At 55.2% G+C, this 21,535-nt stretch carries 15 protein-coding genes; 9 read left to right on the top strand and 6 right to left on the bottom strand.

From position 1 onward, the window contains the following. Positions 1 to 35: 35 nt before the first annotated feature. The 3 genes from Q31a_RS20640 to Q31a_RS20630 form a co-directional block, all read right to left on the bottom strand. Positions 36 to 530, bottom strand: coding sequence for a response regulator (locus tag Q31a_RS20640; protein ID WP_145082123.1), 495 nt, complete (start codon positions 528 to 530; stop codon positions 36 to 38). A gap of 81 nt (positions 531 to 611) precedes the next feature. Continuing rightward, positions 612 to 2,525: a DNA gyrase/topoisomerase IV subunit B gene (locus tag Q31a_RS20635; protein ID WP_145082121.1), complete on the bottom strand. Its 1,914-nt coding sequence runs from the start codon at positions 2,523 to 2,525 to the stop codon at positions 612 to 614. Between the two features lie 72 nt (positions 2,526 to 2,597). Continuing rightward, positions 2,598 to 5,075, bottom strand: a complete 2,478-nt coding sequence (locus Q31a_RS20630; RefSeq protein WP_145082119.1) for a DNA gyrase/topoisomerase IV subunit A — start codon at positions 5,073 to 5,075, stop codon at positions 2,598 to 2,600. A gap of 621 nt (positions 5,076 to 5,696) precedes the next feature. Between Q31a_RS20630 and Q31a_RS20625 the strand changes: the two genes are divergently transcribed. From Q31a_RS20625 to Q31a_RS20610, 4 genes are all read left to right on the top strand, one after another. Further along, positions 5,697 to 6,065 carry a hypothetical protein gene (locus tag Q31a_RS20625; protein WP_145082118.1) on the top strand — a complete coding sequence of 123 codons (369 nt, stop codon included), beginning with the start codon at positions 5,697 to 5,699 and terminating at the stop codon, positions 6,063 to 6,065. A gap of 70 nt (positions 6,066 to 6,135) precedes the next feature. Continuing rightward, positions 6,136 to 6,546, top strand: a complete 411-nt coding sequence (locus Q31a_RS20620; protein WP_231690860.1) for a hypothetical protein — start codon at positions 6,136 to 6,138, stop codon at positions 6,544 to 6,546. 330 nt (positions 6,547 to 6,876) lie between these two features. Continuing rightward, positions 6,877 to 7,743, top strand: coding sequence for a branched-chain-amino-acid transaminase (gene ilvE / locus Q31a_RS20615; protein WP_145082116.1), 867 nt, complete (start codon positions 6,877 to 6,879; stop codon positions 7,741 to 7,743). 48 nt (positions 7,744 to 7,791) lie between these two features. Then, positions 7,792 to 8,583, top strand: a complete 792-nt coding sequence (locus Q31a_RS20610; RefSeq protein ID WP_145082113.1) for a class I SAM-dependent methyltransferase — start codon at positions 7,792 to 7,794, stop codon at positions 8,581 to 8,583. Between the two features lie 225 nt (positions 8,584 to 8,808). Here Q31a_RS20610 and Q31a_RS20605 read toward each other — a convergent pair whose 3' ends face one another. The 3 genes from Q31a_RS20605 to Q31a_RS20595 form a co-directional block, all read right to left on the bottom strand. Further along, positions 8,809 to 11,976, bottom strand: a complete 3,168-nt coding sequence (locus tag Q31a_RS20605; RefSeq protein ID WP_145082112.1) for a DUF6797 domain-containing protein — start codon at positions 11,974 to 11,976, stop codon at positions 8,809 to 8,811. A gap of 66 nt (positions 11,977 to 12,042) precedes the next feature. Continuing rightward, positions 12,043 to 12,699: a carbonate dehydratase gene (gene can, locus Q31a_RS20600; RefSeq protein ID WP_145082110.1), complete on the bottom strand. Its 657-nt coding sequence runs from the start codon at positions 12,697 to 12,699 to the stop codon at positions 12,043 to 12,045. 336 nt (positions 12,700 to 13,035) lie between these two features. After that, complete coding sequence (locus Q31a_RS20595) at positions 13,036 to 13,278, bottom strand: hypothetical protein (RefSeq protein ID WP_145082108.1); 243 nt, start codon at positions 13,276 to 13,278, stop codon at positions 13,036 to 13,038. A gap of 303 nt (positions 13,279 to 13,581) precedes the next feature. Between Q31a_RS20595 and Q31a_RS20590 the strand changes: the two genes are divergently transcribed. The 5 genes from Q31a_RS20590 to Q31a_RS20570 all read left to right on the top strand — a co-directional run bounded on the left by Q31a_RS20590 (position 13,582) and on the right by Q31a_RS20570 (position 21,423). Continuing rightward, positions 13,582 to 16,239 carry a tetratricopeptide repeat protein gene (locus tag Q31a_RS20590; RefSeq protein WP_145082106.1) on the top strand — a complete coding sequence of 886 codons (2,658 nt, stop codon included), beginning with the start codon at positions 13,582 to 13,584 and terminating at the stop codon, positions 16,237 to 16,239. A 26-nt stretch (positions 16,240 to 16,265) separates the two neighbouring features. Then, positions 16,266 to 17,117, top strand: coding sequence for a DUF4159 domain-containing protein (locus Q31a_RS20585; protein WP_145082104.1), 852 nt, complete (start codon positions 16,266 to 16,268; stop codon positions 17,115 to 17,117). Between the two features lie 80 nt (positions 17,118 to 17,197). Then, positions 17,198 to 18,205, top strand: coding sequence for an AAA family ATPase (locus tag Q31a_RS20580; protein ID WP_145082102.1), 1,008 nt, complete (start codon positions 17,198 to 17,200; stop codon positions 18,203 to 18,205). Positions 18,206 to 18,234: 29 nt separating this feature from the next. Next, on the top strand, positions 18,235 to 19,269 hold the full coding sequence (locus tag Q31a_RS20575) for a DUF58 domain-containing protein (protein ID WP_231690859.1): 1,035 nt from the start codon (positions 18,235 to 18,237) through the stop codon (positions 19,267 to 19,269). 3 nt (positions 19,270 to 19,272) lie between these two features. After that, on the top strand, positions 19,273 to 21,423 hold the full coding sequence (locus tag Q31a_RS20570) for a BatA domain-containing protein (protein ID WP_145082100.1): 2,151 nt from the start codon (positions 19,273 to 19,275) through the stop codon (positions 21,421 to 21,423). The last annotated feature ends 112 nt before the right edge of the window (positions 21,424 to 21,535 follow it).

Genomic DNA, 21,535 nt, shown 5'->3' with positions numbered 1-21,535 from the left:
TGTGCAACCGCCCTGGGCAGCAGTCGCCGCCGCTACTACTGCAAGGACTCGCCGAGCGCGCGTTCAATTAGGATCAATAGCACATTGGGATCGTAGGGTTTGCCCACAAAATAGCATCCGCCGGACGCACGTGTTTTGCGAATCATGTCGTTGCCGGTCATGCTGCTCAAGACGATGATCGGCATCGTGCAATGCCTCGGGTCGGAGTCGAGTTGTTCGCACAATTCGAGGCCAGAACCATCCGGAAGATTCACATCGAAGATGGCCAATTGAGGCCGGTTTTCGCTCAGATGTTGTTGTGCTTCCGCAATGGATCGGGCGGTGAGTAGAGTCAGTCCGAGAGATTCGAGATGTTGTTGCAACAACCGCAATTGCACTAGATCATCTTCCAGGACCAACACCACACGATTCGGCGTAGGAAGCTCAGTCGGCTGAGGTTGTGGTTCGACGGTAGCTGCAGAGGTTGCTGAGGAGGATTTGCGTTCCTCCGAGTTATCGTCAGGTTCGGGAAGTGTATCGGCGCCTGCCATGTTTCGTTCCTAATCGAATTCTGATGAGCGGAATATCCTGCCTAGGGGGCCGCGCACTCACGTGGTTAACGATCTGAATCTTTAGACATCTAGCTCTTCGGCCTCTTCGGCGCGATCCATGATAAATCGGAAGCGCGCCGACGCGTCGCGTCCCATTAGATCGGCAACGACGCGGTCGGTCTCGAGTTGGTCGTCGATTTCGACTTTCAGCAGGCGTCGGGTGGCTGGGTTGAGCGTTGTGTCCCACAGGGTTTTAGGCATCATTTCACCGAGTCCTTTAAACCGAGTGATCTCTGCTTTGTCGCGTTTGCTGGAATTTGCCAAGATCTGGTCTCGGGCTGCTTCGTCCGCTGCCCAAAATGTCTCTTTTCCAATATCGACGCGATACAGCGGCGGTACGGCAATAAACACGCGGCCATCGGCAATTAGCGCTGGCATGTGTCGATAGAAGAAGGTTAACAATAAGGTGGTGATGTGGTGCCCATCGGAATCCGCATCTGCTAGCAGAATCACCCGTTCGTAGCGAATGCGCGCTACGTTGAGGTCTTTGCCAATGCCACAGCCAAGGGCGGTAACCATATCCTGAATTTCTTTGTTATCCAGGACTTTTTTAAGTGTGGCATTTTCGGTGTTCAGTACTTTACCACGCAATGGCAGAATGGCTTGGTAGTGCCGATCGCGTCCCTGTTTGGCACTACCACCGGCAGAATCACCTTCCACAATGAACAGTTCGGAATGCCCCCGCCCGGCGGACAGGCAGTCACTCAGCTTACCGGGGAGCATGGCCCGCGATGTGGCTGTCTTCCGCGAAACCGACTCCGAGGCTGCTCGCGAAGCGGCCCGTGCGCGTGCCGATGCAATAATTCGGGCAACAACGGATTCTGCTAGGGAGGTATTGTTGTTGAGCCATTGTTCCAGCGCGGCCCGCATGGCATTGTCCACGATAGACTGCGCCTCGGAATTATTGAGACGATCCTTGGTTTGTCCCTGGAATTGCGGTTCGGGAACAAACAATGAAACGATTGCCACTACCCCCTCTCGGATATCTTCATGGGAGATTTTGATACCGCGTGGGATCAGGCTGTGGGTTTCAAAATAGTTGCGGATGGCCTTGCTCATACCTGAGCGAAAACCATTTTCATGCGTGCCGCCACTGGCGGTTGGTATTCCATTGACGTAGGAACGCACGTGTTCATCGGTCGATTCGGTCCATTTCAAGGCAACTTCGAGACGTTCGTCGGCATTCTTGTGCAACGTGAAAGGTACTTCGTGAATGGAGCGCGCATGGCGTTCCTCGATGACTTTTCCTAGATAGTCGACGATTCCATTTTCATGGAAGAAAGTCTCTTTCTTGTTGTTGACCTCATCGCTGTAATTGACTTTCACCGCGCGGTGGAGAAAGCTCGTTACTTCCAGACGGGAGCGGATGGTATCTGGATTAAACTCGGTGCGCGGAAAAATGGTGGGGTCGGGCGTAAAGGTAATGGTCGTCCCCGAACCGCGAAACGTACCCTTCGCCTTTTGGAGCTTTCCCAATGGTTTGCCCTGGGAGAACTCCATTTTATATTGATTGCCATCGCGTCGAATGACAGCCACCAAGTGTTTCGAAAGCGCGTTGACGGCCGACGCCCCCACGCCGTGCAAACCACCAGAGGTCTTGTAGTTCTTGCCTTCGAATTTCCCGCCGGCGTGCAGGACGGTGAGAACGATTTCCAGCGCGCTCTTACCTGTCTTGGCATGCTTGTCGACAGGAATGCCACGACCGTTGTCGGACACGGTGATCGTTTGACCGTCTTTATGGAGGGTGACCGTGATCTCGGAAGCGTGCCCATTCATCGCTTCGTCAACCGAGTTGTCGAGGATTTCCCAAACCAAGTGATGGAGGCCAGCCGAGCCAACTCCGCCGATGTACATCCCTGGTCGTTTGCGAACTGGCTCCAATCCCTCGAGTGCGACGATATCGGCAGCACTGTATGAATTCGTGGCGGTGGCCATGAGGATGGATTCCTATCCTTAAATCTTAGACTGGAGTTCCCGAAGGAAAGTGGAACTTTCGGACGGTTGGTTTTATTTCAATTCAGGCAAGGGATCGGGAGCAGCGATGGGCTGCGCGACAATCTTTGAAATCTTGCCATTCTTTTGGATCTCGGTGCCCCGACCGCCACGTGAGGTCACGCGGTACTTGACCACTGAGATTGTTTTCTGAGCACCACGATTGGTTTCAACAACAAGCAAATCGCGATCGCCCGCTGAAGCTTTGAAACCAAGGAGTTTATCGGTCTTGGCCAATTTGATCAGTGTCACACCCTTGCCGGGACCCGACAGGTAGTTGATTTCGACGATTGGGCAGACCATGGCGCGGCAATCCGCCGATATGGCCAGCACCGTCTCACTGCCCCCGATAGCTTGCACGCCCACGACAGCGGACTCCGGCGCGACGCGCGCGTAGCGACGGCCACTACGCGTCGAGGGTTCGGCGTAGGCGGCCAGACCGAATCTTAAGGCAAAGCCATTGCTGGTGGCAGCAAATCCATGCACATCGGGGCAGTAGTCGGGGCGTTTGGGATCTTCGGCAATGTTGCCTATAGCACGCGGATCGAGGGACAGAACGCTGACAATGCGCTCGCCATCTTTGAGTTTAAAGAGCTTCTGAATCGGTTCACCATATCCGGCCGAGGGCGGGATGTCGATGAACCGCGCTGTGTAACAGACACCGAGCGATGAGAAGAAGCCCAGGGTAGAGCGGGTAGAGCCGGCCACGCATGCCAGCACGCCGTCCCCCTCACGCAGACGGCTCTTCGCGGGAGATGCGATTTGCTTTTGCCGTTTGACCCATCCGTCGGTCGAAACGAGTACGTGGCAATCCTCGGCAACGATGAAGTCTTCCGCACTGTACTCTGGCTCTTCCTCGATAGTGACAATCTTGGTTCGCCGTAACCCCTCTTTGGATTTTGCAAAGGACTCGATGAGCCCCTCAATTTCTTCGCGGACGATTCCCCACCTACCCGAGGAGTTGGTATCGTCGGTGCTCTCCTTGAGTAGTTTTTGGATAGCGCTGGCGCGCTTCCTCTTTTCCTTGAGCTCGTCTTGGATGAGATTGATCTCTAGCTTTGCCAATCGATACAGCTTGAGTTCGAGGATGGCCTCGGTCTGGTCTGCATCGAGTCCACCGTCTTCGGCGGGAAAGCGGGCCATGATTTTATGAGCTGCATCGGACTTGCCATCCGATTGGCGAATGATCTTGATGATTTCATCCAGCGCGTCGAAGATGAGCACGAATCCCTCAAGGGTGTGCATGCGACGCAGCAGCCCGTCGAGTTCGTTCTCCAAACGCGCAGTGACCACCTCCAACCTAAAGTGAAGGAAGTGCCACAATATTTCCTTCAGGCCCAATCGCTCAGGGCGACCTACTTCCGGGTTTTCCGTGGGCACCAAGCAAGTCATGTTGACGTTGAAATTGGTCTGCAACGGAGTTTGTTTGTAGAGGTAAGCCAAGACTTTGGCTTCGTCCGCATCCTTCTTCAGACGCAAGTCGATGCGGATATCCTCCGTGGAGACGTCGCGTACGTCTTCAATCAGCGGCATTTTGCTCGTTAAGACTAGCTCTGCAATTCGCTCCACTAGCACTGACTTGTTCACGCCATAGGGAATGGAGGTGATGTGAAGAGTTTTCTCACCTTTGCCTTCTTTCGTCAGACTGGTCGTGCCCCGAACCTTGAGACTCCCCTGCCCTGTTTGGTAGATTTCACGCAACTCCTCTTTGGTGTTAATGAGGTGCCCGCCGGTGGGAAAGTCGGGACCCTGCACGGCATCGTTGGCGACCAATTGATAATCGCGAATCTCTGGATCTTTGAGCAACTTGAGTAAGGCGCGGCAGACTTCCCCCAGATTGTGCGGTGGTATGTTGGTCGCCATGCCGACCGCGATTCCCGTCGCTCCATTGACCAGCATGTTGGGCACGCGACTGGGGAGCACGACAGGCTCCTGCCGAGTTCCGTCGTAGTTGGGACGGTGCGCGACAATTCGACTGCCTAGGTCGCGCAGAATTTCCGCCGCAATGGGAGTCATGCGGCATTCGGTGTAACGTGGAGCTGCCGCGTTGTCTCCGTCGATCGAGCCGAAGTTGCCGATCCCGTCGACGAGTGGTTCGCGAAGTGCCCAGGGTTGGGCAAGGCGTACCAGTGCATCGTAGACGGAGGATTCTCCATGCGGGTGGTAATTACCGGTAACGTTACCGCATACGTACATGCACTTACGCGGTTTCGCTTGGGCGTTGATCCCCAACTGGCTCATGGAGTACAGAATTCGCCGCTGGACCGGTTTGAGGCCATCGCGGACATCCGGCAGGGCTCGACTCGTAATGACAGACAACGAGTAGTTCAGGTAACGATCTTGGGCTGCTTCTCGAAGCGAAACGGGTTCGATGGTTTGCAGTTCAGGATTGGTGAACAGGTCCGCTGAGGCCGACTTGCGCTTTCCAGACTTACCTTTGGAGTTCTTGGAACTCCCACTCTCACTACTGCTCGTCTGGCGGCGTTTGGCCATGTCTGCAAACTCTCCCTTGGGGGTGTTCAGTAATTGCTGATGGGTGGGGTGTGATGGGGGAATTACGTCAGCGCACCGCAGCGGCTCGCTTGGCTTATCGGTACATCGTCCGATTTTCTACGATCGACGTAGCCAAAAAAACGGAATTGCCAGACGTTCAATGGAAGCCGATAACTTTCACATATTGCCCATATCCGTCAAGACCGGAGGGATGGGTAGAGTGTAGCGAGTTGCTAAATCGAGACAGTAACACCCTAAATCTCAGAATCTCGGTTTCCGCAATGGGGCCACTTGTTCCAGAAATGCTGCGATTGCCGTTGAATCGGGTTTTTCCTGCCCCGCAAGCTGTAAGAGCCTCGCTCGAAATGATGCGGGGGGGCCATGCAGCGTGACGATGGTGACCGACGGAAGAAGTACCCCTTCAGGATTTTAAGGGAGTTCCGGTATTGGCTAGAGGCTCGCGCCGCGGCTGGTCCTTGGACCTCTCTGGGGGAAAAACAACCCAGGTATAGCAGCTCTGGGGATGCTTCAATTGCGATTCAGTCGGTTGACATGTTGTGTAGGCCCTGTGAACGGCCCGCGCATGTTTCGGCATTACCCAGGGACTAGGGAGTACGATCGATGCGGTTCAAAACAAAGATGGTAAGTGCAGTCATTGTGGCCGCAATAGTCGGAAGTGCGGGCATGGCACATGCACAGCATGGCGGTGGATCGGCGTTGTTTGCGAATCAATACACGCAAGGTTACGCCAACCAAGCCACCGCGCAAATGTATGTGGCGCCGGTTCCCGTCCCTGCTTGGGCGGGGCATACCTACATTACCTACGAGCCGCTTGCACCTCACGAGTTTCTGTATCGGCACACCGACCGCTACCATAACTACTACGATGGTGGCCGCGGGTTAAACCGCACCAAGGCGCACTACTACTCGCCTCCGGTACGGACCGCTGCTAAGGGAATTTGGAAGTCGATTTCATTACCTCGCCCGTAAACGCGTCCACAACAGTGGGCAAAGCTGCGGGACGCATTGCAGACAAACAATGAGAAAAGGACCGATATCAATGAAGAATCTGATGCTTGTCGGAGCACTGTGTCTCTTAGGACTTGCCCTACAGAATACAGCTCAGGCTCAACGGCACGGGGGATGGCTCAGTGGTCATCACCAGGGCAGTAGCGGGATTGGACCGGCTGCCCACGGGAACCGTTGGGCGAAAGGATTTGCCAACCAGCAGGCTTGGCACGGGCAGCATTACTACCTGCAATATGGGCAACCGACTGCCCTGGTGGTGCCTCCCAATGTCACCATGCAGCAGAACTACTCTTGGGGTGTTTCACAGAACACGTCGACCCCCATCTATCACCAATATGGACAGCGGGCAACGTCTTCGTCAGGCGGAGCGTTTCTCGCAACTCCACCTTGGCCGAGCAGTACGCGGCAGTTCGGAGTTTACCCAGTGCGCGGACCTTGGTAGCACCTGTTTTTGCCAAATTCCCAGGCAGCCTAACGGCTACTGAGCGAACCCCAAGCAAGAAGCATCGGTCTCAACCGGTGCTTTTTTCGTAGTCTTTTCGTATCCCTGTGGGGATCGATCTTTGCCGGAAATAGACCGTCTCTCGCGCCGGAAGTAGCGTTCCCACGCGAGCGGTTGCTCTACGACTCGCAAATCTAGCGGCAATCAAGTACGCTGAAGCGTTGCCTTGAGCAGCGAATCTAGTTGTCCCCGGAGGCCAATGGGCTATGGCCATGCCGTTCATTGAAGCCGAAGAAGCGGAATTTAATCGACCTATCACAAGAGGCTTGCATGTCCGAAGTTGAAGTCTACATTAACGGTACTTACTTTCCGAAGTCGGAAGCGAAGGTCAGTGTCTACGACCATGGTTTTCTCTACGGGGACGGCGTTTTTGAAGGCATGCGTGCCTATTCCGGAAACGTTTTTCGGCTTGGAATCCATATTGATCGGCTCTTCCAGTCGGCCCGGGCGATCCTGTTGGAGATTCCCATCACGCCCGCTCAAATGATTCAAGCGGTCCAGGAGACGCTGCAGCGCAACAAGCTGTCGGACGCTTATATCCGTTTGGTCGTCTCGCGTGGCGCGGGGAGTTTGGGGCTGGACCCGACCAAAACCTCCGATCCGCAGGTCATCATTATTGCGGACCATATCGCCCTCTACCCCAAAGAGCTGTACGAACAGGGGCTGGAGATTATCACGGCTGCGACGATCCGCAATCATCCCGCAGCGCTCAATCCTCGTATCAAGTCTTTGAATTACTTGAACAACATTATGGCCAAGATTGAAGGTAAGCTAGCGGGGTGCTCCGAAGCCCTGATGCTCAACCATCTCGGTCAAGTCGCAGAGTGCACGGGAGATAATATTTTCATCGTTAGTCGTGGTAAACTCATGACCCCCTCCATCAATGCGGGAATCTTGGAAGGCATCACGCGGAACGCAGTTTTAGAGTTGGCGCAATCTGCGGGGATGGAAGTGCTGGAAACCACCATGTCACGACACGATATCTACATCGCAGACGAATGCTTTCTGACCGGCTCCGCGGCTGAAGTTATTCCTGTTATCAAACTGGATGATCGGCCGATTGGTGACGGACAGGTTGGCCCTGTGACAAAACAACTCAGCAAAGCATTTCATGAACTGGTCCGTCAACCAGGCTAGCACTCCCTTTGCTGGACGAGATTCACTCCTTTCAAACAGGCAATCCCTATGCAGCGTCTAACCCCATGTTTCGTTCGCATAGCGTTTGTCTGGTCCGCCCTCAGCGGGCTGCCACTCTTGCAGCACCGCACCGTTAATGCGCAAGAGTCTACGGCCGCGCAAGCTGAAGTTATCGAGCAGACGCCGATTCCCCCAGCTCGAGCAAAATACATGGGACGCATGATTGCTCAGACCATGTCTTTCCACGGGGCGCCTTGGCTGATCCGCGAAACGCGTGAGCAGGAGGAGCGGCCAAGCGAGGTGCTGAAGCAGCTGCAATTGAAGCCAGGCTTGACGGTTTGTGATTTGGGATGCGGCAACGGTTTCTATGCACTGCTCATGGCCGCTCAGGTGGGAGAAACGGGACAGGTTCTGGCGGTCGACATCCAGCCGGAAATGTTGCACTTGCTGGAGCTGCGGTGTGAACAGGCAGGAGTCGAAAATGTCAAACCGGTGTTGGGAACCGTCGTGGATCCCAACCTGCCCCAAAATAAAGTCGATCTAGTGCTGCTCGTGGATGTGTATCACGAGTTTTCGCATCCAGCCCTCATGCTGAGAAATATCCGCGACAGCCTGAGCGATACCGGAGTCATCGCATTGTTGGAGTATCGTGAGGAGGATCGCACGGTACCTATTAAGCCGTTGCACAAGATGAGCAAGCGACAGATCGTCAAGGAATACTCTGCCAATGGTCTGCGCGTCGCGCGACAATACGACGGCCTGCCGTGGCAACATTTGATGTTTTTCGAGCGGGATCCAACCTGGACGCCTAAGAATTACAGCGCGCCCGATGATGAGTGAAATGGAGCGTAGGAGTCCAGGATATGCCCAAGACGACTCAGCGTTGGGGCAGCACCCCGTCTGGGATGGTGAGCCCCGGGACGCTCTGTTGGCGATCAATTCATCGGGGGAGAACGCTTCTACTTGCGACTGAGGCACTGCCCACGAATCTTCAGCCAATTTGCTTCAGACTCTCTAGCTCATCCGTGATGCGTGCGTCACAGAAACGCAGCTGAATTCTCGGAGCTAGGGTTCCACGATCATTTCGCCGTTCATTACCATCCAGTGTCCGGGGAAAGTACACAGGTAGGGATACTTACCTGGTTGCGTTGGGGCATTGAAGTAAATGGTTGTCTCTAAATGTGGTTCCACGATATCGGTGTAACACAAAACCTCCGGTACCTGGGGGACATATTGCTGAATTAGTGCTTGCGGGTCGGAGACAAGCTGGTTGGCCGCTTCTCCCACTTTCTGCAATTGCCCTCGCTCTACTAGTGCCCAATTATGGGGGACAGCATCTGGATTGGCGAAAGTCAGCGCGATGGGCTCACCCGCTTGTACTGTGAAGGTACGTGTTTGAAAGGTTAAATTGGTACCAGCCGCAATGTTGATGGTTCTTGCCCCATCGATCGCTTGACTCCACGGATTCTCAACGCGTTGGGTTGCCAGCAACATGTCGAGAAGAATCGGGTGATCAGAGACTTCGGGGAAAACCTTCACAGCTCCCGGGAAATCGGTTCGTGGTGAATCGAGTGCATGGCATGTCAGGAACATGTCAAAGTGCGTAGGCAGGTCCTCCTGGACGGCGATTTGTAGATGCAATTGATTGCACGGGCGGAGATCGGGGATTTCCAGGAAGAGCGTTTTTCCTGCATCGAGCAGGTGTGCAGAAGTGATTTGCACTCGATCGTGGCCACGAACTCCATAATGCTGAGTTGAGTATTCTGGCGACCCATACGCTGCGCTATAGCGATAGTTCCATGCCTGGGCAAAATGCTGGGCGACTTGCTGGGAGGTTTCACCCTCAAGGGGTTGAGGGAAATAGAGTGCGACTCCATTGCGGTGAAGGTGAAACCCCGTCGGCAAGATTACTGGGGCTCCCGTATAGCGCACGCGTTGGAAACAGCCTGAATCGGGAGTGTAGCTCCCCCATCCGGTCATGCCGGACACATACAGTTGGCCATCGAGGGGCGAAAATCTCCCGCGATGAACTCCCGAGAGGAAGTCGCCTGGCAGTGGCACAACTGCGCCTTGCAATTGACCCGAAACCTCGTCACGGAGTAGCAGGGAGTGCGTGCCAGCGCCGAATGAAAAGTGGATCATGTTCCCAGTGAGCGGGCCCCATTTCTGACTGTCAATGTAAACTTGCCCACCTGCTGAATTGTCAATTCCACGCGGGAGATATACCAGAGGTAGCTCGGGTTGCTCGATTGGACGAGATACAAACTGAGGACCGCGATAGCCGTAGAACGGCGGAGAGGACGGGAGAGGGGCAACCGCCTCGGCCGTAGCCGATTTGAATGGAACGGCACAAATCATAGAGGCAGGTGTCCAGCGTCCCTCGGAGCACGGAACGGTTAGAATTCCGCTCGGGTCGAGTCCGATTCCATCGGGGTTGCGAAATCCGTTAGCAAGCACGGTGGCCGTTTCTCCGTCGGGTGCAATGCGTAGAACTCCTTGGTTGCCGGAGGCGGTGTAAAAATATCCTTCGTCGTCGCGCTGGAGTCCACAAATGAAATCGTGGCCCGCGGGCGACGTTTCGAAGGCATTGCAGAAGCATTCGTAGAAATCTGCCTCACCATCCTGGTTCAAGTCGTGCAAGCGAGTCAGTTGGTCTCGGCAAATGACGAAAATTCCATCTTCGTCAATCCAAACTCCCAGAGGATGATGCAAGCCTGAGGCGAAGCGATGCCATGTTGCAGTAGACTCGACCTGCGGTGGAGAGTTGAGACCGGTGACGTGCCACACATCGCCTTGCATGGTAGAAAGCATGACCGATCCATCGGCCAGGAAGGCATGCCCACTGCAGAATACAGGGGATTGCCATGGATTGTCATGCGGCAGGGCAATGGTATCGATGGCGTATGGGCTCTCCGCCCCCAATTCAATGCTCGTCTCGATACGCTCGGGCCATTGGGGCACTGGCACGTCGATAGCCTGCCCAAGGGAGTGAGTGGCTCGTGGACCGAATTCTCGCTGGAATTCTCCGTCGACGGACCAAGGGGCATCCAAGTACTCCTCACCATCGATGTCATAGGCGAAGATCGTTCGTGGTCCAAGGCGATAGTAGCCACGGTACGTTGCGTTTGGGGAGAGCGATGGCTCGTTGGCCGGCTGGATAGGATCTCCCTGTGGAATTAGACCGTGGAGAAATCCATGCCGCACTGTTGAGAATTTGACGAAACCTTCTCGCCATTTTGCCGGATAGCTGCGGGAAGTCGGGTCGAAGCACACCGACATCTCTTGCTGCTCCCCCAGTCGCAAGCAAACCGCTCGTGCAATGGCTTGGCCTCCAGGGCCGTGAAAGACGCCACTCTGCAAGCTACCCAAGTCGGCTAGATTCCACCAGTTGCTGGCCCACGTCTCTTCTGTCTGATTCCCCCAATGCCCGAGGGTGCCCCCATCCAAACCGGGGTATTCCATCAATAGAGATGCGGAGGTGTCCTGCTCCCGGAAGTACACAGCTTGTTGGCGATAGAATTCATAGATGCGATCGCGATTGACTTCTGCTCCGTGATGAGGCCAGGCGGTCGGGTCGCGCGGTTGGCGAGTGTAGGGGAAAGGTGTGGGGTCGTGCGATTGCGCATGTTCCAAAATGGATGCCGCTAGCTCGGGCCGCAGGTCGCGTCCCTTCCCCAAATCGGCGAGGAAGGCGAGGAGATTCAGTTGCTGAGAGCGCTCCCAACCATTGACCAAACCAGTGGGCATCAGCGAAGGCGACAATTTCCGCATGGCGATGTCTGCAGCGGTAATCGTGGAAATACTTCCGCTGGCGGGATCTTTGAGTTGAACGAAATCCTCGTTCTCGCTTTCCACGTATCCGCTGGACAACTCCCCCTCTTCGGTCAAGATTTGATGGACCTGAAACTTGGGAGCCACCAGCTGGTTGGGCCACAGGAGCGATTCAATCAATTGTTCGGGAGTTCGATCGATGCCGATGCGGGAAAGCTCCGGCCCAATGGTCCCACCGAACTGACCGATGCGATGGCAACCTAGGCACGCCGATTTAGGCGATGCAAACAACGCGGCCCCTCGTGAAGCGGTGCCCTGCGGCAATCCTTCAGCCAAAGCTTGGATGAGAGTGGGGGCCGGCGCTGAGGGGGGCAGCGATTCCTGGGCGGCAGCGGGAGTAAATCCACCTGCCAAGGCCCAGCAAATCACGTTGCAGGCAATTACCAACACTCGATCATGCATGCGATTGACCAAGTGCTCTGCACTGGACGCCCAACTGCTCCGCCGCGAAGTTATTGCGAGCCTCAACTATCCAAGTCCTTTAGCGGAAGATTCGAGCGTCGCAGCGTACCGCGGAGCGACCTCTTCGGGTTTCGTAATGCACATGGAAAGATCGCGCAGCAGCCCATCATCGAGGCCGTAGATCCAGCCATGGACCGCTAGACTTTGGCCACGTCGCCAGGCTTCTTGAACGATGGAAGTGCCACAGACATTGACGACCTGTTCAATTACATTGAGTTCACACAAGCGGTTGCATCTGGACTTGAGGTCCGAGATTTTGCTGATTTCTGCCTCGTGCCTCACGTGGACATCCTGTATGTGGCGCAACCAGTTGTCGATGAGGCCAAGTTCATGATCCAACAGTGCAGCTTGGACTCCGCCACAACCATAGTGGCCGCACACGATGATATGCTTGACCTGCAAGGCTTCGACCGCATAGTGCATTACGGACAAGCAATTGAAGTCGGTGTGAACGACCAAATTGGCCACGTTGCGATGCACAAACAGCTCGCCGGGATCTAAGCCAACAATCTGGTTAGCCGGAACACGACTATCCGAACAGCCGATCCACAGGTACTCCGGGCTCTGTTGCTGCGACAACCGCAAAAAGTAGTCGGGGTCATTATCCAGGATTTCTTTTTGCCACTGTTGGTTTTGTTCGAACAGCTGACCTAATCGAAGCATGCTTTTTCCTATCTCTGCAGAAGCGAACTGGGACGCGGAGCCATTCTATACATCCTCAGCCGCTGTTGAGTGAACGCATCGTTTTATTGGGCCCATTCCATGAATTCAAGCCCTCTAAACAGCGAAGTTGGTCAAGCGGGCTGTCCCACCCATGCTTCCGGTCGTGCTGGACCGTCCGTGAGTACCGTCCGTTAGTGCCGTCCATACCCGGAAGACAACCCCCGAATCGCTGAAGTCATTTTTTAGTGCCTCGCTCCGCCGCGGTGGGTGTCGACATCCACTTCGCATCTGATGCCTTCCGTCCCTTCGCGCAACCCGGCTGTGCTGTGGTGGCGATCACGGAGCCGTTCGTTGGCCGATGGTGATGCCGTGTGCGGCGCAGGTGCCGCCACTTTCGATCACACTGCACTCGGGTAATGCTTGGGACAATTGATGCAAGGCCCGTGACATGGCCAGGGGAGTCAAGTGCTTCGAAAGCAACAGCACGACTTCGTTGCCGTCTTCAGTAATGCGCTGGAGCTCCGCCACTTCCGGCAGCTGGTCGGGAGTGTCGCAATCGATTCGAATGGTGGGTTTCATGTTGAATGAGGCTCGCTGTCAGCTCCGCTCCCCAACTACTTCTCGCGACCGATTTGCCGGGCGTCCCCCGTTGGAACCCTTTTGGGAAACGAACAAGATGGGAGAACTAGGAATCTCGGGGGTGACGAAACTTCTCGACTCCTTGGGGGTTGGTTCTATTCGCGGGCTGAATGCAGGAAATTGCGTGCAAACCACGCGTAACTCAGCTATGTTGAATCGTGCATTCCACTTTGGTTACGATCAATGCTAATCGATTTCTGCTTGGCGCACACACTGCTAAGTTACTATTGACGCAAGATTCCCATGCTTGATGCGTTTCGCTGCATTCCTCGAATTCTCACAATCGGTGGTATCGTTCTATCGCTGGTGAGCGGATTTTCTTGGCACGGTGCTGACTCTTCAAGCGTCCAAGCTGCCGAGCTCAATGAAGTGCGCGCCGCCTTTTATCGTGGCGATTACGAAGACTGTATGACTCTCTGTCAAGAAGAGGTCGACAAAGGCATCTGGAACGACTTCTGGGCAAAGCAGCTCATCGCAACTCAACTATTGACGGGGCGCTATGAGGCCGCTTTGGAGACCTACGAATCGGTCGCTTCGAAGTTTTCCAGTAGTCTGCCTTTGCGTATGTTGGGGGCAGAGGCCTATCGCTATTGTGGACAGTCGGATGTAGCGCGGCGGCTATTGGAGGAAATCCCGGAGTTAGTGCAAACGGCTCGCTGGCGTTACAACGACCGAGAAAACCTGCTGGCGATCGGACGGTATTCGCTTTCAATTGGCGAGGATGCGCGGAATGTATTGAGCTACTACGATGCGATTCTAAAACTGGATGTAACCTATGTCGATGCGCATATTGCCATTGCAGAGCTTGCGATTGAAAAGGCGGACTACCAAGAAGCAGTCAATGCGCTCAAGCTGGCCCTGGAACTGCGGCCGGACGATCCCTGGATTCGCTACCTGTTGGCTAAGGCCTGGAGTCCATCCGATTCGTCGCTAGCGGCCGAGCATCTCGATGCCGCATTGGAGTTGAATCCAAGGCAGGTGGAGAGTCTACTGCTCGTTGCTGAGAATCATATTACTGCCGAAGACTACGACGCAGCGCTTGTCGTTTTAGAAGAGGTGCTGGAGATCAACAATTCGCTGCCAGCCGCCTGGGCGCTGCGCGCCGCGATTGCTCACCTGCGAGGCAACTACGCCGAAGAGGGCTCGTTCCGAAAGCAGGCACTCGAGCACTGGACGCTCAATCCGGAGGTTGATTTTCTAATCGGCCAGACTCTATCGAGACACTACCGATTTGTAGAAGGGGTTCAGTACCAGCGGCGTGCGCTGAAACTCGATCCACAGTTTGTTCCGGCCAAATTTCAATTGGCACAAGACCTGCTTCGTACCGGGGAGGAACAGCAGGGATGGATGCTGGTGGATCAGGTGAGCACGGACGATAAATACAACGTCGTAGCGTTCAACTTGAAGACGCTGCAAGCCCGTCTGGAGCAATTTACAACCCTTGAAATTGGTTCGTTCTTGCTACGCATGGACGCGCGAGAAGCAAAGATTTATGGTCCGCGTGTGGCTGAGTTGCTGTTGGAAGCCGAAGAAGTGCTGACCAAGAAGTATCAGGCGCCACTCAAGCAACCGGTGGCGGTGGAGATCTTCCCACAGCAAAGTGATTTTGCCATTCGAACCTTCGGATTGCCCGGCGGTGCGGGCTTTCTGGGAGTTTGTTTCGGCCCCTTGATCACAGCCAATTCTCCGGCCTCTCAAGGAGAGACCCCGTCGAACTGGGAGAGTGTCTTGTGGCATGAGTTCTGCCACGTGGTGACTTTGCAAAAAACGAACAATCGGATGCCACGCTGGCTGAGCGAGGGGATCTCGGTCTACGAAGAGTTGGAACGCGACAGTAGGTGGGGACAGAGGATGAATCCCAGATACAAGCAGATGCTGTTAGGCGACGATTTTACTCCGCTGTCCGAATTGAGTGGAGCCTTCCTGAGTCCGAAGAGCCCTGTCCATTTGCAGTTGGCCTACTATGAGTCCTCTTTGGCCGTGCGGTATTTAATCGATACCCACGGCTTGCCCTTGCTGCAAAAATGGCTCGTCGATTTGGGGATGGGAGTGCCGGCCCATGATGCGTTTGCGCGTCGTTACGGGGATGCTGACGCAATCGATGCCGATTTCGAAGAGTATGTGAGAACGCTGGCCGAGGATTTTGCGGAAACCGTTGAATTTGATTCCGAAGGGATCTCCGAATTGCGGTCGGAAGAGGAGCTGCTAGCCTGGATCGATGCGAATCCAAATAGCTACAGTGCTCGGCAGATGTTGATCTCGCTACGAATGAGCCAAGAAGATTGGAGTGGTGCGCTCTCCGCGGCTCAGGAAACGGACGCATTGTACCCAGGCGACGTAGAGCCTGGAGGCATCATTGAGCTAATTGCCAAGTGTGCCCGTGAGCTGAATGACGTTGAGCTTGAGCTGCATGCCTTGGAAGAGATTGCGACTGCCACCAGTGATCGTCTGCCGGTGCTGTTGCGGTTGCTTGCGTTGCATCGCGATGCTGAGCGATGGTCTTCTCTGGCCAGCGTGGCTGAGCAGTTGCTGGCGGTGCAGCCGCTCGTGCCGGCTGGCCATGAAGCACTGGTTTTGGCAGCACAAAGACTGGGAACTCCTGAGATCGCGGTACTTTCGCTGCGCGCTTTGCAAGAGATGGAGCCGGTCGATCCTGCTGGATTGCACTACCAATTAGCCGAGTCGCTCTGGGCAACGGCCGACTTGCCCGCAGCTCGGCGAGAAGCGCTGCTGGCGCTTGAGTATACGCCACGCTACCGGCAAGCTCAGAAGTTGCTGGTGAAGATTTACTCAGAATTGCAGAAGGAAGAGCAACCGGTGGGGACCAGCGGCCTCCCCATGGAGCATCCCGATGCTGGGCGCCCCCCACGCCCCGAATCGCTGCAGACGTTTGGGAACTGAAATAGCACTAGCTAATGGAAGATGGCATGCGTCGATCAATCAAGTTAACTCTACTGACCACGATCGTCGTTTGTATGGTGGGAAGTTCCCTGTTTGCCTGGCAGTGGGGGCGAGGCGGACGGCGCGGACGCGATCCCAACGATCGCGGTGGCGTGCCTGTGTGGGATGTTTCCCCGCGGTTCAAGTCCGATACGTTCACTTTTGCTCGCGTGCGGTACAGCGACGGCTCGAACCGTTGGGGGGGAAGAGGGGGAAGAGAAGGTCGATGGACGATCGATATGCCCGACAGCGATTTGAATTTCTCATTGCGACTGCAACAGATTACTTCGCTGAAAGTCAATCCGCATCCGGTAGTAGTTGATCTCGATTCCCCGGAACTGTTTGACTACCCGTTTATCTACATGATCGAACCGGGGAACCTGTATTTCTCGGAACCGGAAGTGGCCGGATTGCGCAAATATTGTCTCAATGGTGGATTCATGATGGTGGACGACTTTTGGGGCGACCATGCCTACCGAGTGTTCTACGAACAGATCAAACGAGTTTTCCCGGAGCGAGAGCCTCAGGATGTACCACTCGAACATGAGATTTTCCAATGCGTTTATCCGTTAACGGAGAAACCCCAGATTCCTTCCATTGGGGGCGATTGGCAGTACGGAATTACCTGGGAAGAGGGCCACGGTTCCGACACGCGAACTCCTAACTACCGAGCCATTTACGATGACGAGGGACGCATCATGGTGTTCATTTGTCATAATACGGACCTCGGAGATGGATGGGAGCAGGAGGGAGTTCACGAGGAATACTTTCGCGAGTTCTCCGTAAAAAAATCGTACCCTTTGGGGATCAACATCGTGACCTATGCGATGACCCATTGAACGCCTGAACACCATCCCTGACTACTGCGCCGCATGCGGCTACCGCATGAACGCTCATTGCTAATTGAAAGTTACAGCTAGTGAATACAGAGCAGCTTACCGACGAGCAGGAAAAGACCATTGTCGAGCACCTTCGGGAGAGTCGCACGAGGATCGATACAGAACTATCGAAAACCATCGTGGGCCAGAAAGACGTTGTACAACAACTTTTGATTAGTCTTTTAGCGGGTGGGCATTGTCTCATCACCGGTGCGCCTGGGCTGGCGAAGACATTGTTAGTACGCAGCGTGGCTCAGATTTTTGATTTGAAATTCCAACGCATTCAATTTACGCCCGACTTAATGCCTTCAGATATTACGGGCACGGAAATCCTAGAGCAGAGTAGCGACGGCACTCGCTCGATGCAGTTTGTGCATGGCCCGATTTTTGCCAATGTGGTTTTGGCCGACGAGATCAATCGCACGCCTCCCAAGACGCAGGCTGCGTTGCTGGAGGCGATGGGGGAGCATCAGGTCACCGTGGCTGGCCGCCGATACGTGCTCGAAGAGCCCTTCTTTGTACTGGCCACACAGAACCCGATTGAGATGGAAGGTACCTACCCGCTGCCGGAAGCTCAGCTTGATCGGTTCATGTTCAATGTCTTAATCGACTATTTGCCGCATGACGAAGAGTTGGATGTGGTCATGCAGACCACTTCGACTCGCCCCGAACCGATCGAGAAGTTGTTCAGTGGGCTCGACGTTTTGCAATTTCAAGAAGTGGTTCGCAGAGTCCCGATCGCGCGTGAAACCGCCGACTACGCCGTGCGACTCGTGGAGGCTACCCGGCCCGGACGGAACCAAGCAACTACCTTTGTGAATGAATGGGTCAGCTGGGGAGCTGGCTTGAGGGCCGCACAAACGCTGGTCCTCGGCGCAAAGGCGCGCGCCTTACTCGAAGGGCGTTCCCACGCGGCCATCGATGATATCCGAGCCCTGGCTGCACCGACGTTGCGACACCGCGTATTGCTGAACTACAAAGCGGAAGCGGAAGGCGTGACGGTCGAAGACTGCATCGAATCCCTGCTCCTCAATGTTTCTGCGGATTGAAGGGGATAATGATGGCGCGAAGCAACGCAATGCGAACCGCTTCAGGACAGGCGGCGGCCAGCGGGAGTTCTTCCACTGGCCGACGCTCGCTCATTGATCCGATTGCGCTGATGCAGATCAAGAACCTGACGCTGCGCGCCAAGACGGTCGTTGACGGTTTTACCGCAGGGCTCCATCGAAGCCCGCTCCGCGGATTTTCAGTCGAATTTGCTGAGTATCGTCCGTATGTTCTAGGGGACGATCCACGCAGCCTCGATTGGAAACTCCTGGCCCGCACCGACCGCTACTATGTCAAACAATTCGAAGATGAGACAAACCGCCGCTGCTACCTAGCCATTGATCAAAGCAAGTCCATGGAGTACGGGACGCAAGGCTATACGAAATCGGAGTATGCTCGCACGCTAGCGGCCACGATCGCTTACTATCTATCCCTGCAACGCGATGCTGTGGGAGTGATGACGTGTGGAACGGCGAAGTCTGAGTTTCTGCCGCCGAGGCATCGCACCGGACACTTGCAGCATTTGATGCGCATTCTGGAGTTGGAGAGTACGGGAATTCATTCCGACTTGGCACAATCCTTAGAGCAGCTGGCGGGGCTTTCGCGTCGGCGTGGGATGGTAGTCATCATCTCCGATCTGCTGACGGAGCCTGATTCGCTGCTGCAACCGTTGGGCTATCTCCGCGGTCGCGGTCACGACGTGTTGGTGATTCGCATCCTCGATCGCAGTGAGATTGATCTGTCCATCAAGGCAAGTAGCATGCTGCAGGACTTGGAGTCTGGGCAAGAAATGTATGTCGACCCCACGCTTGCTCGATCGCTCTATCGGCAGCGTTTCGATACCCATGAAGCTCAACTTTTAGAAATCTGCCATCGTCGCAAAGCCAGATTGTTGACCGTGACCGTCGATCAACCGCTGGAAACGGTACTCTTAGAAATGCTCGGTGCGGCAAGCAGCGTTTCTGCAAAACAAGCGATGGCTCGATCCGCAGCCGTGTCAGGCAGCAAGCCGCTGGCCACCACTTCAAAGCCGCCAACCACTACAGCCCAGAAAGCCAAGGAGTAAACGATGGGGTTACTAGCTCCCTTGTATGCACTGGCCGCGTTGGCGATTGTGGGGCCCGTCCTATTTCACTTGATTCGGAGACAACCTCAAGGGCAAGTCACCTTTAGCTCGTTGATGTTTCTCTCCCCGTCGCCTCCTCGCCTGACGCGTCGTAGCCGACTCGACAATTGGTTGCTTCTATTGCTGCGGGCCTTGGCCCTGGTTCTGATCGCATTCGCCTTTACACGCCCTTATTTTCGCCAGGAAAGCTGGCTGGATGTGGGGCTCTCTGGTCGGACGGTGGTGTTGTTAGTGGATACCAGTGCGAGCATGCAACGCCCATCGGTGTGGCAGGGCGCCCAGGATCAGGCGTTAGAGCTGCTTGACCGCATGTCTCCCCAGGATCGGGTCGCGCTCTACACCGTCGACCGCTCGCTATCCTCCCTCGTTTCCACCGAAGAAGCGCTGGCGACTGAACCGTTGGCGACTCAGCAGTCTGTCCGTGCTGCGCTACTGTCTCTTCAGCCTTCTTGGTATTCCACCGAATTGGCAAAAGGCATCACGGCGGTGGCAGATGCGCTGAATGCGGCTGTCATCTCGAGGGATGAAGATCGTTCCCAGGAACGCGAGATCGTGTTGATCAGTGATCTACATCGCGACAGTCACCTAGAGCCCTTGCAGGGCTATCAATGGCCCGAGGGTATCGAGTTGGAGGTTCGACAAGTCCGTCCAGACCTCCCGGGAAATGCACGCCCGGCGGTGATGGTTGGCGTTGAGGAAATTGAAGATCGCGATGCACCGGTTCGAGTGCGGCTCGAAACCACTGTCGACAGTACGCAGGATGCCTTCGAACTCTCCTGGGTCGATCAAGCCGGGAGCCACATGGGGACGGGCACTTCTCTGCAGGTTCCACCCGGGCAAGTTCGGGTGGCAACCATTGGTGTTCGCCCGCCCGGGGCAGTGCGAATTCGTCTGGAAGGGGATGCCTGGGATGGGGACAATGAACTGTTCTTGACCGCTTCAACACGGCGTAGCGAAAAAATCGTGGTAGCCTCTCCCGCTCACAACGAGCGGCTCGCTGAGGAGCGATTGAGCTTCTTGCTGGAACGCGCTCCTCTCGACAGTCCGCAAGTCGAACGTCGGATCTGGCAAGCCCCCGGCGAATCGGCAGCAATCGGAATGCTAGGCGATGCCAATGTTGCAGCAATCATCATCGAACCGGCTGAGTTTGAGCTGGCTGGCGTCGATCGGTTGCGTGAATTCGCCAGCAATGGAGGTGTGGTGCTTGTTAGCCTAATGCGTGAAGAAATTGGGGCATCAAACTCGGGCGAATTTCTTTCTCGGCTACTCGCGATCGAGGGGATCACTGTTGGCGAAGCAAAGGTAGACGATTTCGCGTTGATGTCTGCGATCGACTATTCTCATCCTGTCTTTGCTCCGTTTGCAGATCCACGCTTCAACGACTTCAGCAAAATTCGCTTTTGGCAGCACCGTCAAATCTCATTGCCTGAAGCTCAAACGCCATCGCTGCCTGATAAATTCAAAGTCGTTGCTCAATACGATGATCAATCTCCGCTGCTGATCCAACAGCCAATTGGCCAAGGAAGCATCTGGGTATTTACATCGGGGTGGCAACCGAAGATGAGCAACTTGGGGCTCAGCAGCAAGTTCGTTCCGATCATGATGGGCATTTTGGCACCAGAAACTCGGAAGTCTCAACCCCGCGCTGCGTATGAGGTGGGGGAGCCGATTGTCGGGGTGGACGCGGCCGACGTACGCATCGAAGATTCCGAGCATCAACCCGCCCGGGATGACTGCTACGTGGTGGAACAAAACTCGCTGCATTTTGCCAAACCAGGACTCTATTGGATTGAGTCTGCGAGCGGCAAGGAACAGGTGGCCGTGCAAGTTCCGGCCGCGGAGAGTCAAGTGTTGCCGCTCGATCAGAATGTCTTGGAGCAATACAGCGTCGTACTGGGGGAAGTGGAAGCGGAGGCGGACCGGCAGCAAGATGCAAGACAGCTGAAGGTGGAGGAGTTGGAAAATAAACAACGCCTGTGGCAATGGTTACTCGTCCTAGGATTATGTGTTTTGGCATTGGAGACAGTCGTAGCGGGACGATTGGCCCATCGATCCAAGGGATTCGCCGGCCGTCCATCTTCCATATCGGGGTAAGTGGACAGCGCAGGTATTTACGTACGATTTTGGTCAAGGTCAAGCACGAGTAACTCGCTGCCGGGCCACTACGATAACTCAAGTTTCTAGTCATTGGTGATTCACCGGAACG

The sequence above is a fragment of the Aureliella helgolandensis genome (assembly GCF_007752135.1).
In the GTDB taxonomy this organism is placed as follows: Bacteria; Planctomycetota; Planctomycetia; order Pirellulales; family Pirellulaceae; genus Aureliella; species Aureliella helgolandensis.
The sequence above is the reverse complement of the archived record's forward strand: the minus strand, read 5'-3'. Positions and strand labels throughout refer to the sequence as shown.

Excerpts from the sequence above, each read along its gene's own strand:
- Q31a_RS20640 (WP_145082123.1), bottom strand. The coding sequence starts at position 530 with ATGGCAGGCGCCGATACACTTCCCGAACCTGACGATAACTCGGAGGAA.
- Q31a_RS20635 (WP_145082121.1), bottom strand. The coding sequence starts at position 2,525 with ATGGCCACCGCCACGAATTCATACAGTGCTGCCGATATCGTCGCACTC.
- Q31a_RS20630 (WP_145082119.1), bottom strand. The coding sequence starts at position 5,075 with ATGGCCAAACGCCGCCAGACGAGCAGTAGTGAGAGTGGGAGTTCCAAG.
- Q31a_RS20625 (WP_145082118.1), top strand. The coding sequence starts at position 5,697 with ATGCGGTTCAAAACAAAGATGGTAAGTGCAGTCATTGTGGCCGCAATA.
- Q31a_RS20620 (WP_231690860.1), top strand. The coding sequence starts at position 6,136 with ATGAAGAATCTGATGCTTGTCGGAGCACTGTGTCTCTTAGGACTTGCC.
- ilvE (WP_145082116.1), top strand. The coding sequence starts at position 6,877 with ATGTCCGAAGTTGAAGTCTACATTAACGGTACTTACTTTCCGAAGTCG.
- Q31a_RS20610 (WP_145082113.1), top strand. The coding sequence starts at position 7,792 with ATGCAGCGTCTAACCCCATGTTTCGTTCGCATAGCGTTTGTCTGGTCC.
- Q31a_RS20605 (WP_145082112.1), bottom strand. The coding sequence starts at position 11,976 with ATGCATGATCGAGTGTTGGTAATTGCCTGCAACGTGATTTGCTGGGCC.
- can (WP_145082110.1), bottom strand. The coding sequence starts at position 12,699 with ATGCTTCGATTAGGTCAGCTGTTCGAACAAAACCAACAGTGGCAAAAA.
- Q31a_RS20595 (WP_145082108.1), bottom strand. The coding sequence starts at position 13,278 with ATGAAACCCACCATTCGAATCGATTGCGACACTCCCGACCAGCTGCCG.
- Q31a_RS20590 (WP_145082106.1), top strand. The coding sequence starts at position 13,582 with ATGCTTGATGCGTTTCGCTGCATTCCTCGAATTCTCACAATCGGTGGT.
- Q31a_RS20585 (WP_145082104.1), top strand. The coding sequence starts at position 16,266 with ATGCGTCGATCAATCAAGTTAACTCTACTGACCACGATCGTCGTTTGT.
- Q31a_RS20575 (WP_231690859.1), top strand. The coding sequence starts at position 18,235 with ATGCGAACCGCTTCAGGACAGGCGGCGGCCAGCGGGAGTTCTTCCACT.
- Q31a_RS20570 (WP_145082100.1), top strand. The coding sequence starts at position 19,273 with ATGGGGTTACTAGCTCCCTTGTATGCACTGGCCGCGTTGGCGATTGTG.